Source organism: Acinetobacter sp. SK-43 (assembly GCF_015351505.1).
In the GTDB taxonomy this organism is placed as follows: domain Bacteria; phylum Pseudomonadota; class Gammaproteobacteria; order Pseudomonadales; family Moraxellaceae; genus Acinetobacter; species Acinetobacter junii.
The window spans coordinates 65489-79446 of sequence record NZ_JADKPY010000032.1; the positions used below are offsets into that span (position 1 = coordinate 65489).

At 39.7% G+C, this 13958-nt stretch carries 12 protein-coding genes; 11 read left to right on the forward strand and 1 reads right to left on the reverse strand.

The window, feature by feature from the left end:
- Positions 1–343: 343 nt before the first annotated feature.
- From IRT38_RS07910 to IRT38_RS07925, 4 genes are all read left to right on the forward strand, one after another.
- Positions 344–1810 (forward strand): ATP-binding cassette domain-containing protein, encoded by a 1467-nt coding sequence (locus IRT38_RS07910; RefSeq protein ID WP_194597385.1) that lies wholly within the window; start codon positions 344–346, stop codon positions 1808–1810.
- Between the two features lie 24 nt (positions 1811–1834).
- Entirely contained in the window at positions 1835–2242 is a 408-nt protein-coding gene (locus IRT38_RS07915; protein ID WP_004913846.1) for a hypothetical protein, read from the forward strand.
- A gap of 88 nt (positions 2243–2330) precedes the next feature.
- Positions 2331–3434: a 2Fe-2S iron-sulfur cluster-binding protein gene (locus IRT38_RS07920; RefSeq protein ID WP_194597386.1), complete on the forward strand. Its 1104-nt coding sequence runs from the start codon at positions 2331–2333 to the stop codon at positions 3432–3434.
- A gap of 76 nt (positions 3435–3510) precedes the next feature.
- A complete protein-coding gene (locus tag IRT38_RS07925; protein ID WP_004913841.1) occupies positions 3511–3897 on the forward strand; it encodes a roadblock/LC7 domain-containing protein in 387 nt (128 codons plus the stop codon).
- A gap of 171 nt (positions 3898–4068) precedes the next feature.
- Here IRT38_RS07925 and IRT38_RS07930 read toward each other — a convergent pair whose 3' ends face one another.
- Positions 4069–4491, reverse strand: a complete 423-nt coding sequence (locus IRT38_RS07930; protein ID WP_004913839.1) for an Lrp/AsnC family transcriptional regulator — start codon at positions 4489–4491, stop codon at positions 4069–4071.
- Between the two features lie 230 nt (positions 4492–4721).
- Here IRT38_RS07930 and IRT38_RS07935 point away from each other — a divergent pair, with 230 nt between their 5' ends.
- The 7 genes from IRT38_RS07935 (at position 4722) to IRT38_RS07965 (ending at position 13929) form a co-directional block, all read left to right on the forward strand.
- On the forward strand, positions 4722–5996 hold the full coding sequence (locus tag IRT38_RS07935; protein WP_194597387.1) for a Glu/Leu/Phe/Val family dehydrogenase: 1275 nt from the start codon (positions 4722–4724) through the stop codon (positions 5994–5996).
- A gap of 82 nt (positions 5997–6078) precedes the next feature.
- Complete coding sequence (locus IRT38_RS07940; protein WP_194597388.1) at positions 6079–7284, forward strand: aspartate aminotransferase family protein; 1206 nt, start codon at positions 6079–6081, stop codon at positions 7282–7284.
- Between the two features lie 21 nt (positions 7285–7305).
- The gene (astA, locus tag IRT38_RS07945; RefSeq protein ID WP_125272196.1) at positions 7306–8349 is read left to right on the forward strand and encodes an arginine N-succinyltransferase; all 1044 of its coding nucleotides are present in this window, start codon (positions 7306–7308) and stop codon (positions 8347–8349) included.
- Positions 8349–9818 carry a succinylglutamate-semialdehyde dehydrogenase gene (gene astD / locus IRT38_RS07950; RefSeq protein ID WP_194597389.1) on the forward strand — a complete coding sequence of 490 codons (1470 nt, stop codon included), beginning with the start codon at positions 8349–8351 and terminating at the stop codon, positions 9816–9818. The genes astA and astD overlap by 1 nt, the downstream gene beginning before the upstream one ends.
- A 33-nt stretch (positions 9819–9851) precedes the next feature.
- On the forward strand, positions 9852–11192 hold the full coding sequence (gene astB / locus IRT38_RS07955) for an N-succinylarginine dihydrolase (protein WP_194597390.1): 1341 nt from the start codon (positions 9852–9854) through the stop codon (positions 11190–11192).
- A 95-nt stretch (positions 11193–11287) separates the two neighbouring features.
- Positions 11288–12262: a succinylglutamate desuccinylase gene (gene astE / locus IRT38_RS07960; RefSeq protein ID WP_194597391.1), complete on the forward strand. Its 975-nt coding sequence runs from the start codon at positions 11288–11290 to the stop codon at positions 12260–12262.
- Between the two features lie 173 nt (positions 12263–12435).
- A complete protein-coding gene (locus tag IRT38_RS07965; protein WP_004913820.1) occupies positions 12436–13929 on the forward strand; it encodes an amino acid permease in 1494 nt (497 codons plus the stop codon).
- Positions 13930–13958 lie beyond the last annotated feature (29 nt).

The window sequence follows — 13958 nt, forward strand, 5'->3', positions numbered from 1 at the left end:
ACAAATATTATGGATTTGAACGTTAATTTCTATGTAATTTGATCGATTAATAGATTCTTGCATTTCAATTAACCCAACGGACAATAAACTCGCTACAGCAATCAAGTCATTTACTTAAGTTGAAATAAAACAAAGAATTTGATTGAAAATACATCATATTGTTGTTTAGAAGAAAAAATTTGCTATGAAGAGCGGGGTCGCATCAAAGAATAAAATTGAGAAAAAATGTTTTGAAAATTAGACTAATAATTACCGTGATAAATTATGTTATTTATGTTATAAATTGTATCTTAATTGTTTTTATTTTTTGCATTTGCTTTTTGATGGTTATTGGGGTTGATAAGTGGATGAGGATTCAACACTTTCGATAAAAAATTTTAATTTAGAAATCTCAGGGAAGAAAATTTTAAGATCTTTAAATTTAAAGGTTTTAAGCCAAGGGATTACTATTTTAATGGGACCTTCCGGAACAGGTAAATCGACTTTACTGCGTACACTTGCGGGTCTGAATCAAGGAAACCCTCAACTCAAGTTCAGTGGTGAGATCACTTATAATGGCTATTCATTATTTGAGTCTGATAAAAAACCTGCCTTAGTTCAGCAAAAATTAATTCATATTACACAGACTGTTAAAGAAAATATTCTTTCACATTTACCTAATCGTTCGAGCCTAGATTTACAACAACAACTCAGTCTAATCCAGCAGTTATGCGATCAGTATGATCAAACTTGGATTCTGGCAAAGCTTCACCAATCGACGGCAACTTTAGAACGCCATGAAGCAAAGAATTTAGCAATTTTATATACCTTGTTGTCAGAGCCAGCACTGTTGATGATTGATGAACCAACGGTGGGGTTACCTGATTCCGATGCGATTTTTGTGCATGATTTAATCCGAAAAATTGCCAAAAAAATCCCGATTCTGATTGTATCTCACCATATTCAGCGATCTAAAAAATTAGCCAATTACGTTGGTTTATTAGCAAATGGTTGCATACAAGAAATTAGCTCAGCAGAAGCTTTTTTTGAACATCCTCAACACGAGATGACGAAACAATTTCTGAGAACCGGGTCCTGTGCGGAGCTTTCTGCTGAAGAGTTAGATCGACAAGAGCAATCGTTGATGAATCTCCAAGTAGCGACTTCAAAACATTTGAGTTTAGCTAAACCTTTAGTAGACGTTGATCAAATATCAAATGAACCAATTTTAGACTGCTCGCAGAAAATCCAAAGTCGTGAAGATACAGACACAAATCTGCAACACGTTGATTTTTTAGAACACGAAGCGGATGCAAAAAACCAAGCTAGAGGCCCTTTGGGATTTGTTTGGCTAATTCGCGGACGGCTTGCTGGTTGTCCGTGTCCTGGAGTAGTTCGAGAGACGGCACTTGATTTGAAGTATTTACAGGATGTTGGAATTACTGATTTGGTATCACTAACCGAGGAAAGTTTTAACCCTGATCTAGCCGCTGAATTTGGCATAACAGTTTCACATTTCCCGATTGACGATATGTCTGTTCCATCTTTGCAGGATGCTTATCAGTTTTGTCTATGTATTGATCAAAAAATATCTCATCGCAAATCCATTGCGTTGCACTGTAAAGCAGGTTTGGGGCGAACAGGAACGATGTTGGCTGTTTACTTTTTATGGAAAGCAAGGCTTCAAAAGACTGCACTTGAGGCAATCGAATATATACGTTCTCTGAATTACTTGATGATTCAATCTGAGCAACAGATTGATTTTTTGTATGATTTTTCAATTTTTTTAGAAAAACACATTGATTCTAATGTGTTGGTTAGCAAGGTGTAACTCGCCATACAAGGGGAAAATAAGATGTTAGATGATGCTTTACAACGTGCAATGACCAGCGTACCAGACTGTCTCGCAGCTGGTTTTGTAGATTTAAATTCAGGAATGATTTTAAGTATTAAAACGGTTGATTCACATCCTTCGGAAGTGTTTGATTTTTTAGCTGCCGCTACAGCTGATCTTTTTCAGGGGCCGAATGTTGTCGCAATTGAGAAAATCTTTAAAAAGTCACGTGGTTTGATGGATGAAGATAATTATCACTACTTCCAAGAAATTATCGTGAATAGTGAAAACTTGATCCATGTATTTATTCGTACCAAAGATCAAAACGAGATCGTATGTTTTGTTTGCCGTAAAGGTGCGAACTTAGGCATGGTGTTGACTAAGGCTCGTATTGCTTTACCAACGATTGAACGCGCGTTCCACGCATAATTCAGTCGATGCGTATGTTTTAAGCAAAGTCTAACTTTGCTTAAAACAACGATGAACTTCATGATGAATTTTCAAAAAGGTGAGCGTGATGCCGCATCTTGAATTTGCAGGATATACGATTGAAAGTAAAGCTGACGAAACGGTTTTAGCATGCTTTCAGCGTTCAGGTATAGAAATCGATTTTTCATGTAAAAGCGGTGTATGCCATCGTTGCATGTTGAAATGTATTTCTGGTGACATTCCAGAACAGGCAAGTCTTAGGCTACCTACCACACATCAAGGGCAAAACTATTTACTCGCGTGTCAGTGTGTTCCAACAACGGATATGAAATTAGTTGCGAAGTCAGACGAAGACAGCATAACGCAATGTATGGTTTTGTCATCAATTTCACAAGCAGATCATAGTCTGATTCAAGCAGAGTCTTATAGAGAACTGACTTATCAAAAAGGTCAGCATGTTTATCTAACTGACATCTCAAAACAGCATTCAATTTTAGCAAAATTAGTGAGTGATCCTGAGCAAGAAACATCACTGAGCATTGAAATTGCTAAAAAGGATATGGAGTGGGTTCAAGAGCAAGGATTGGATCAGTTAGGAAATGAGTTCTACCTGAAAGGCCCAATTAGCGCACCTCAAGTCATAATCGAAAACGATGTAGCGATCAATCCAGCCTTATGGGAAGCGTTGGGCGGGGATCATACAGTCAGAAAAATTTTGACCGAATTCTATAAAAAAGTATATGCCGATCAGCAACTTGCTCCATTTTTTGAAAGAGTAACTATAGATCGAATTATTGGAAAACAATTTGCATTTTTAAAACAGTTAATTACAGGTGAGGCGACTTTCTTTGGTGAGCAACCAAGAAGTTCACATCATTGGATGGTGATCTCAGATGAGTTATTTGAGCACCGTATGTTGCTGATGCATCAAACTTTATTAGAACACAAACTATCGGCTGATTTGATTGAACAATTTGAACGTTATGAGCTGCAATTTAAAAACGATATTGTCAAATCCCAAGCTTGGTTAAAACAAGTCGGTGATTTATTAGTAGACACTGAAAAATATGAAGAATGTCAGTTAGATGAAGCGACAATTTGTGATTATTGTGAGGCGGAAATTGAGCAAGGCACCGTGGTGAGATTTCATATGCGTCTTGGAAAATTGGCTTGCAAAGCATGTTCAAAATAATGTGGTGATGGATAAAGCTTTAGCAATTATCCAGTAAAAATTTACTTGATGAATGGTCGAATAGGAGAGAAAAAAAATGATTGGTCAATTTTCAAGAACAGCAATGGTGTTTATTGAAAAAACCTTACGTGAATGTGAACAATGTATAGGTTTTTCGGGAGCTGCTCTGTCTAGCCCTGATGGTTTGGTTCTGGCGATGCATGGACAAATCTCAGGTGATGAAGCCGCAGCATGTGCATCTAGTTTGTTTGTAGAGTCAGAAACTGCTTTAAGTTATATCGGAGAGTCCGAGCCACGTATGATGTTGCTATGGACTGCAAATAAATTGTTGGCTTTGCACTTGCTTAAAAATGGCAGTATTTTCTTTGTGACATCCACTGAAAAAAATAATTTTAATGCGGTGCTTAAATTTAGTTTAGAAACATCAAAAAAACTGGATAACGCTTTAAGCATAATGGGTTAAACAAACTTTAACATGCTAGAAGATTTAACTACTCATGATCATTTTGAATGAGAAAGTAGTTCCTTGTTTGTTCCCGCTTTTAAAAGGAGGGAACAAGCACGATTTTGGATTAGATTTGTTCTAAAGGTTACTTCAACTGATCAGTCAAAACCAAACAAAGCTAGATCAAGTTTAAGTTTTATAAGTCGATAATAAAATACTAGTTTCACTATTGTAAATTCCTGAAATATTACGAATTCTTTCCAATGCTTTGTCGAAATTTTCTAAACTATCGGACTGTAATTCGACCAAAATATCCCATTTACCATTGGTGGTATGTACACGTTCAACTGCCGATTCTAAGCGGAGTTCTCGTATCACTGCTTGTGCCTTAGTGCCTTCGACCATGACATTCATCCACGCACGAATGATATTTTTTTCAACATTTGGGCGATAACGAACCGTATAGCCTGTAATGATGCCTGTGCTTTCCATGTACTCGATTCTCTTTTGAACCGTGGCACGTGAAACGCGTGCTTTCGCAGCTAAGTCCGTGATCGACATCCGTGCATTATCTTTGAGCAATCCTAAGATAATATGATCAACATTATTCATTTTGATATTTTCTATTAGCAAATTGATAAAAATTATCTCATTTTAATTATTTTAAAGAATTTTGTGAATCATTTTGATTATTAATAATAGTGCTAATAGAAGCTCCAAACATTTTTAACGTTGTCAGCGCAAGTCACTAATGTAGTCATGGAACGATGGAGTGAAAGGATTCTCTTTTGAATCAAAGGGAATCTATAGATAACAGGGAAAACTGATTAATTAAGGAATAGATGATGTCTTTATCATATACGGGTCAACATGGTGGTGCTTGGCAAACTTATCTCACTCAAATTGATCGAGTGGCACCTTATCTTGATGCTGATTTAAGTAATTTTATTAATACCCTTAAAACGCCAAAGCGTACATTAATCGTTGATGTTCCAATCGTGATGGATGATGGTTCTATCCGTCATTTTGAAGGTTATCGTGTACAACACAATTTATCACGTGGTCCAGGTAAAGGTGGTATTCGTTACCACCAAGACGTTGAATTAAATGAAGTCATGGCGCTATCTGCATGGATGACCATTAAAACTGCAGTACTTAATCTCCCATTTGGTGGTGCGAAAGGTGGTATCCGTGTTAATCCAAAAGAGCTATCTCCACGCGAGTTAGAGCGTTTAACTCGTCGTTTTACCAGTGAAATCAGTCCAATTATCGGTCCTCAAATTGATATTCCAGCACCAGATGTGGGTACCAATGCCAACATTATGGGTTGGATGATGGACACGTACTCAAGTATCAAAGGTCATACAGTTACGGGTGTAGTCACTGGTAAACCTGTGCATTTAGGTGGTTCATTGGGTCGTGTACGTGCGACTGGTCGTGGTGTATACGTGACGGGTTTGGAAGTCGCGAAACGCATTGGTTTAGCAGTTGAAGGCAGTAAAGTTGCTGTACAAGGTTTCGGTAATGTTGGTAATGAAGCCGCTTACTTGTTTAGCCACGCTGGTGCAAAAGTTGTCTGTGTACAAGACCATACAGGCACGATTTTTAATGCTGAAGGTATGAATGTTAAAGCATTACAAAAACATGTTACTGAACATGGTGGTGTAATGGGCTTTGCAGATGCAACGGTGATTGCTGATAAAGAGTTTTGGAATGTTGAGATGGACATTCTCATCCCAGCAGCATTGGAAGGACAAATTACAGTCGAGCGTGCACAAAATCTAAAAGCAAAAATCGTGCTTGAAGGCGCCAATGGTCCGACATATCCAGAAGCAGACGATGTATTTGTTCAACGCAATATTACCGTTGTTCCAGATGTTATCTGCAACGCAGGTGGTGTAACCGTCAGTTATTTTGAATGGGTTCAAGATATGGCGAGCTACTTCTGGAGTGAAGATGAAATCAATGAGCGCCTTGATAAGTTAATGATTCAGGCAATTGCTGATGTTTGGAATACGGCTGAGCTTAAAGGATGCAGTTTGCGTACTGCTGCTTATATTTTGGCATGTGAACGTATCTTAAAAGCACGTAAAGAACGCGGTATTTTCCCTGGTTAATAAAGGGTATAGAACAGGCTTCGGCCTCGGGCTTGTGGTATTGACACAAGCCCAAAGATTAAACAGGAAGTGAGTATATAAAATGAATGATGTTGCTATTACACGTAGTCATTTTAATGACTGGATGGTTCCCGTCTTTGCCCCAGCAAACTTTATTTTAGTCCGTGGCGAGGGTTCTCGTCTTTGGGATCAGAACGATAAAGAATATATTGATTTTGCGGGTGGAATTGCGGTGAATGCTTTGGGTCATGCGCATCCTGTTGCAGTCAATGCCTTAACTGAACAAGCACAGAAGCTTTGGCATATTGGCAATGGCTATACCAATGAACCAGTTTTACGCCTTGCTAAACAATTAGTGGATAGCACATTTGCAGACAAAGTATTTTTCTGTAACTCAGGTGCAGAAGCGAATGAAGCTGCTTTGAAATTAGCTCGAAAAATTGGTTTGCTCAGTGGTAATCCAAACAAAAATCATATCGTTGCATTTAAAAATGCCTTCCATGGTCGTACCTTATTTACCGTTACTGCTGGCGGCCAACCAAAGTATTCTCAAGACTTTGCACCATTACCTGAAGGCATTCAACATACGGCATTTAATGATTTAGAAGCAGCGAAAGCTGTAATTAATGAAAATACATGTGCCGTAATTGTCGAGCCGATTCAAGGTGAAGGTGGTGTAGTTCCAGCGGATCTTGAGTTTTTAAAAGGTCTACGTGCCTTATGTGATGCCAATGGTGCGGTATTAATTTTTGATGAAGTACAAACAGGTGTTGGTCGTACAGGCTCTTTGTATGCCTATATGAATACAGGTGTTACCCCAGACATCTTAACGACTGCTAAAGCATTAGGTGGTGGTTTCCCAATTGGCGCGATGATCACGACAGATCATTATGCCAACATGTATGCCGTAGGCGATCATGGTACGACTTATGGTGGTAATCCACTGGCATGCGCAGTAGCGGGTGCAGTTTTTGAGTTTATTAATACGCCTGAAGTTTTAGAGGGTGTGAAACAACGCCATCAATATTTCGTAGATGCATTAAATAAAATCAATGCGCAGTATGGATTATTCAAAGAAATTCGTGGTCAAGGTTTGTTGATTGGTTGTGTACTGAAAGATGAACATGCAGGTAAAGCTAAAAATATCGTCACACTTGCGGGTGAAGAGGGTTTATTAGCTCTAGTTGCGGGTGCAGATGTCGTACGCTTTACTCCTTCACTGATTATTCCAATCGAAGATATTGATGAAGGTTTAAATCGTTTTTCTTGTGCATTAGCACGTCTCTAAATCTGCTGTGAGCATCTAACCATGATGATTGTTAGACATGCAGCGCATCGGGACTTAGATGACATTTATCGTTTAGCGCAACGAGCAGGTGAGTCAGGTATCGGCCTGACTTCCTTACCGCAAAACAAAGAAATCTTGGCAGCGCGAATTGCACGCACGATAGGAACTTTAGAAGCTACGACTGAGCAGTGTGATGCAAGCTATTTGTTTGTTTTAGAAGACACCGTATCTCAGACAATCGTTGGTGTAAGTGCCATCGAGGTTTCGGTTGGTTTGAAAGAGCCATTCTACAACTTTCGTGTGGCGAAACAGGTACATGCTTCTAAAGCACTCAATGTTTACAATGCTTTAGACACCTTGTTTTTGAGTAATGATCATACAGGTTGTAGTGAGTTATGTACCTTATTCCTTGATCCTGAGTACCGAAAAAATCAAAACGGTAAGTTTCTTTCTAAGGTTCGTTTTCTATTTATTGCTGCATTTCGCTCGTATTTTGAAGATCGCTTAATCGCAGAAATGCGAGGTTTCTCAGATCAAAATGGTCATTCACCATTTTGGGATGCGTTGGGTTATCACTTCTTCAATATGGATTTCGCGACCGCCGATTATTTAAGTGGTATCGGTCAAAAAGTCTTTATCGCTGAACTAATGCCAAGATTTCCTGTCTACGTCAATCTATTACCAGCTGAGGCTAGAGCGGTAATTGCAGAAGTGCATCCGCATACCTTGCCTGCAGCAAAAGTTTTGATGTCAGAAGGACTTAAATATCAAGGTTATGTCGACATCTTTGATGCTGGACCTACTTTAGAAGCGAATACTGCGGATTTGCGGGCGGTCAAAGAAAGTCGAACAGTGAAAGTCAAAATCACTGAGCAAATCGAAACGACTGATACACACTATTTGGTCGCAAATGACCAATACAAAAATTACTGCGTGCTGTTGATCAATAACAAAGTCTGTGATGGCGATACCTTAATGATCACATCTGCACAAGCTCAGGCTCTCCAAGTTAACGAACAGGATGAAGTACGAGTTTTAGCATTAGATAAAATGGAGAATCACTAATGTCGCAAGGTGAATTATTAATTAATGGTGCTTGGGTACAGGGAAAGGGTACAAGCTTTATTAAAACCAACCCTGTGAGCAATCAACAGATTTGGTCTGGTTATGAAGCTAATGTTGCTGATGTTGAGGCAGCTTGTAATGCTGCTAGAACAGCTTTTCCTGCATGGGCACGCTTAGGTTTAGAGCAACGTGTAGCTATTATTGAACGCTTTGCAAGTTTACTTGAACAAAATAAAAATCAACTTGCACAAGTCATCAGTCAAGAAACCAGTAAACCACTGTGGGAAACACTCACAGAAGTACAATCGATGATTGGAAAAATCGCGATTTCAATCCGTGCATATCACCAACGTACAGGTTTTAGTGAAACTGAAATGCCAGATGGCATCGCATCTTTACGTCATCGTCCTCATGGGGTACTTGCAGTTTTCGGACCGTACAATTTCCCAGGACATCTACCTAATGGACACATTGTTCCTGCATTAATTGCAGGTAATACGGTTGTGTTCAAGCCAAGCGAATTAACGCCTTGGACAGCCGAAGAAACTGCAAAATTGTGGCAACAGGCAGGGTTACCAAATGGTGTGCTCAACCTTGTGCAAGGTGGTCGTACGACAGGAGAGGCTTTAGCTGCTGCTGAACAAATTGACGGTTTACTGTTTACGGGAAGTGCCAACACTGGCTATCACCTGCATAAACAAATGGCAGGCGCACCTGAAAAAATCCTAGCCCTTGAAATGGGGGGGAATAACGCTTTAATCATTGATGAAGCAACTGATATTAATGCAGTGGTGAATCTAGCTATTCAATCCGCTTTCGTGTCTGCGGGACAACGTTGTACATGTGCACGCCGTATCATTGTAAAACATGGCGTTAATTGTGATGCATTCATTCAACGTTTTGTTGAAGTCGCAAAGAACTTAGTGATCGGTGCTTGGGATGCTGAACCACAACCATTTATGGGCGGGGTGATTTCATCTCATGCGGCAGATCAAATGATGGCTGCACAAAGCAAATTGATCGCACTAGGCGCGAAACCATTGTTAGCAATGACTCGTCCTCAAGCTGACAGTTCATTACTCAGTGTAGGAATTTTAGATGTGAGTGAAGTGAATGCAATCCCAGACGATGAATACTTTGGTCCTTTGACAACGATCTATCGTTATCACAATTTTGATGAAGCACTCAAAATAGCCAATAACACACGTTTTGGTTTAGCTGTAGGTTTGATTTCTCCTGATCGTGAATTATTTAATCGAGTATTGATCGAAGCACGAGCTGGCATTGTGAACTGGAATAAACCATTAACTGGCGCATCGAGTGCTGCTCCATTTGGTGGTGTGGGTGCATCGGGGAACCATCGTGCAAGCGCGTTTTATGCAGCAGATTATAGTGCGTGGCCGATGGCTTCACTGGAAAGTGATAGCGTTACACTGCCGTCAAAATTATCACCGGGCATTGTGCTCTAAGTTAAATCGTGCCGTGACGATATGGAGAAAAAAATGTCAGGTTATGAAATCAATTTTGATGGCTTGGTTGGACCAACTCACCATTATGCAGGTCTTTCTTTTGGTAATGTTGCTTCAACAAAAAACCGTAATAATGCATCCAATCCTAAATTAGCAGCCAAACAGGGCTTAATGAAAATGAAAGCCCTTGCGGATTTAGGGCTTAAACAAGGGGTGTTTGCTCCACAAGAGCGTCCACATGTTCCGACCTTACGCCGTTTAGGTTTTACAGGTAGTGATATTGATGTCATTGCACAGGCAATGCGAACTGCACCTGCCTTGTTATCTTCACTCAGTTCAGCATCTTCAATGTGGACTGCAAACTCATGCACCGTGTCACCATCGGCTGATAGTGCGGATGGACGTGTACATTTTACAGCCGCAAATCTAAATAATAAGTTCCATCGCTCAATTGAGCATCATACGACAACGCGAATCCTTAAAGCGATGTTCGATAATGATGTATATTTCGCGCATCATGAAGCCTTACCTGACGCAGCACTATTTGGTGATGAGGGTGCAGCCAATCATAACCGTCTAGGCGGTGGATACGAGCAAGCTGGCGTGCAAGTTTTTGTTTACGGACAGCAACAGCTCGGTGGTACGGTTGCGCCGAAGAAATTCCCTGCACGTCAAACCCGTGAAGCGAGTGAGGCGATTGCACGTTTACATCGTTTAGATGCAAAACGGACGGTATTTATTCAACAGAATCCTGACGTGATTGATCAAGGTGTATTTCATAACGATGTAATTGCGGTAAGTAACCAACAAGTACTTTTTCATCATCAACATGCATTTTTGAATCAAACACAAGCCTTGAATGAAGTTCGTCAGAAAATGGCAGGGATTGAGCAAGAATTTATCTCGATCGAAGTGCCTGAAAACCGTGTGAGTGTTGAAGATGCTGTTGCGACTTATTTATTCAATAGCCAAATTTTGACACGAGCAGATGGTGGGATGAGTATCGTTGTACCTGAAGAGTCTCGTCAAAATAAAGCGGTTTGGAGCTACTTGAATGACATGATTCAGATGGGTACGCCAATTGATGACATTAAGGTGTTTGATCTGCGTGAAAGTATGCGTAATGGCGGTGGACCAGCATGTTTGCGCTTACGTGTCGCGGTCAATGAAAAAGAGTTAGCAGCAGTTAATCCAAATTTATTTATGAATGACGGTTTGTTTAAAACCCTCAATCAATGGGTCGATCAACATTATCGTGATGAATTAACTCAGGATGATTTAGCTGATCCAAGTTTGTTGATTGAGAGTCGTACAGCGTTAGATGAATTAACCAAAATTTTAGGTTTAGGTTCTGTTTATCACTTTCAACGCTAATCATCGTAGTGAAAAGATGGATGTGGATTTTCCTCAAATCCGAGTGCTCACAATTGCTTTGGATTTGAGGTGGTTAAACAAGGGAATGATGGCATATGGTTGATCTACTCGAATTAACTCTTGCACAGCAAGCACCTAATCAAACTCAAGGTGAAACAACTCAATTTACTTGGCAATGGCTAGGTGAAGGGTTATTGGTATGCACGCCTAAAACAAGCTATAACAAGGCCATCATCTTTTCTGCGGGTATTCATGGAAATGAAACGGCACCGATTGAATTACTCGCAAAGATGGTTCAAGACCTATTCGCTTCTCGTTTATGTTTGACGGAGCGAGTCCTTTTTGTTTTCGGTAACCCTCAAGCGATTCGCAAAGGTGTACGTTATCTAGAAAATGATATGAACCGCATGTTTTGTGGAGCTTATCAACAATTAAATTCTGATGAAGAAACAAAACGTGCTGAGCTTTTAGAGCAAATTACCGCAGAGTTTTTCCAGCAAAGTCGTAGTGATGCTCAACGTTATCATTATGATTTGCATACGGCTATACGCACATCACTATTAGCTGTATTTGCCTTATTCCCTTATCAGACGCAACCCTACGATGATTTTCTCATAGATAGCCTCAACGCTGCTGATCTTGATGCTTTGGTGTATCACAACGCTGTTGGTAAAACTTTTACTCATTTTACAACAGAGTATTTTCAGGCTGCCAGCAGTACTTTGGAGTTAGGTAAAGCAAAGCCATTTGGTCAAAATGATTTAGCTGAATTTTCTGCAATTGATCAAGTACTTCGTGCCGTAATTACAGGTGAAGCTTTACCTCAACGACAAAAAGCATCGCTTCGTCAATTCAAGGTTATAGATTCAATTGTTAAACAAAGTGAGGATTTTCAACTGCGATTAGATGCGAATGCACCTAATTTTTCGACCTTTGAAAAAGGCGATGTAATCGCGACTCAAGAGGCGGGAAATTATATTGCAAGCGATCAGCAAGTTTGGATTTTATTTCCAAATCCGAACGTCAAAGTAGGATTAAGAGCAGGGCTAATTCTCAAAGAAATAATGTAGATAACGCCATTCGAAAGATTTTAAGCGGTTCAGGGAAATGATGTATATGGAGTTTGAATATGGATGTTCAGTAGAAAAATACGCAGAAAAAAGATATCCGTTGGATATTGATTGTTATGAAAGTGAAACAGCAAGGACAGGTTGTCATAAGAATATCGTTGGAGTGATCGTGTATGAGTAACAATAATGAAAAAACATTTCCTTCAGGTGAACTCCTGAGTGAGCAATATGTGCCGCAACAAGACACATCAAGCCATTTAAATACTTCGTTGTCAGAAGTAGATGTCACTAAACCTTTGAAACGTGCAATGACAAAACGTCATTTGGTCATGATTTCTTTAGGAGGTGCGATTGGAACAGGACTGTTTCTTGGTTCAGGAGATGTTATTTCTCAAGCTGGCCCAATTGGAGCAATTTTATCTTATCTCCTTGGGGGCGTAATTGCTTACATGGTCATGCTGTGCTTAGGCGAGTTAGCCGTGCATATGCCCGTATCAGGTTCGTTCGGTGAATATGCCAGAACTTATATTGGACCTGGTACAGGTTACATGATTACGTGGTTGTATTGGTTAACTTGGACCGCAACATTGGGGACGGAGTTTACTGCGGCAGCATTATTGATGCAGGAGTGGTTTCCATCTATTTCCATGTGGACATGGACGCTGTTATTTGCAGGATTAATTTTTTCACTGAATGTCAGTTCAACGCGCTTATTTGCAGAATCTGAATTTTGGTTATCGTTGGTTAAAGTTTTAACCATCATTTGCTTTATTGGTTTGGGGCTAGCCGCTATTTTCGGAGCTATTTCCTATCATGGGCATGAATCAGCGCCTTTATTTAGTAAATTAACGGAGCATGGTTGGTTTCCAAATGGAATATTTCCTATTTTTGCGACTATGTTAATTGTGAATTTTGCATTCTCAGGTACTGAGTTGATTGGTGTTGCGGCGGGTGAAGCAGAAGAACCAGCTAAAACGGTTCCTAAAGCAATCAATGCCGCGATTTGGCGACTCCTGATTTTCTTTGTTGGTACGATTATCGTGATCTGTGCCTTATTGCCTTATGACATGGCGGGTTTAAATGCAAATTCGGTAAGTAATAGTCCTTTTGTAACTGTATTCAATTACATCGGTATTCCATATGCTGAAGATATTATTCGTTTTGTGATTATCACTGCATTGTTATCTGCTGCGAATTCTGGATTATTTGCTGCTTCACGTATGATGTGGTCACTATCGACTAAAAATCAGTTACCTAAAGTTTTCGCAAAATTGACACGTTCAGGTACACCGATTATTGCAATTATCGTGACGATGTTTGGTGCAATACCTGGTTTATTGTCTGAGCACTTTGCACCTGAAACAATTTTCAAAAATTTATTAGGTGTTGCTGCATTCACTATGGTTGTAGTGTGGATTTCGATCTGTGTCTCTCAATTTAACTTCCGTAGACAATGGATTAAATCTGGTAACACCGTTAAAGATCTCAAATTTGCTGCGCCCTTATTCCCATTAACTCCTATTTTAGGTGGGGTATTCTGCGTCATTACATGTATTAGTATGGTGACTGATCCATCGATGCAAGTTGGATTTGTATGTTGTGTCTTGTTTATCATCGCTTGTTATGCAAGTTATGCGATTTTCTATAAAGATAAACAGGTAAATTAATTTCTTAATCGGAAAGTTGGAGTGACATC

What these genes read in the sequence shown, in the direction of transcription:
- IRT38_RS07935 (WP_194597387.1), top strand. Translation starts at nt 4,722, where the DNA reads ATGATGTCTTTATCATATACGGGTCAACATGGTGGTGCTTGGCAAACT.
- IRT38_RS07925 (WP_004913841.1), top strand. Translation starts at nt 3,511, where the DNA reads ATGATTGGTCAATTTTCAAGAACAGCAATGGTGTTTATTGAAAAAACC.
- astD (WP_194597389.1), top strand. Translation starts at nt 8,349, where the DNA reads ATGTCGCAAGGTGAATTATTAATTAATGGTGCTTGGGTACAGGGAAAG.
- IRT38_RS07920 (WP_194597386.1), top strand. Translation starts at nt 2,331, where the DNA reads ATGCCGCATCTTGAATTTGCAGGATATACGATTGAAAGTAAAGCTGAC.
- astB (WP_194597390.1), top strand. Translation starts at nt 9,852, where the DNA reads ATGTCAGGTTATGAAATCAATTTTGATGGCTTGGTTGGACCAACTCAC.
- astE (WP_194597391.1), top strand. Translation starts at nt 11,288, where the DNA reads ATGGTTGATCTACTCGAATTAACTCTTGCACAGCAAGCACCTAATCAA.
- IRT38_RS07965 (WP_004913820.1), top strand. Translation starts at nt 12,436, where the DNA reads ATGAGTAACAATAATGAAAAAACATTTCCTTCAGGTGAACTCCTGAGT.
- astA (WP_125272196.1), top strand. Translation starts at nt 7,306, where the DNA reads ATGATGATTGTTAGACATGCAGCGCATCGGGACTTAGATGACATTTAT.
- IRT38_RS07915 (WP_004913846.1), top strand. Translation starts at nt 1,835, where the DNA reads ATGTTAGATGATGCTTTACAACGTGCAATGACCAGCGTACCAGACTGT.
- IRT38_RS07930 (WP_004913839.1), bottom strand. Translation starts at nt 4,491, where the DNA reads ATGAATAATGTTGATCATATTATCTTAGGATTGCTCAAAGATAATGCA.
- IRT38_RS07940 (WP_194597388.1), top strand. Translation starts at nt 6,079, where the DNA reads ATGAATGATGTTGCTATTACACGTAGTCATTTTAATGACTGGATGGTT.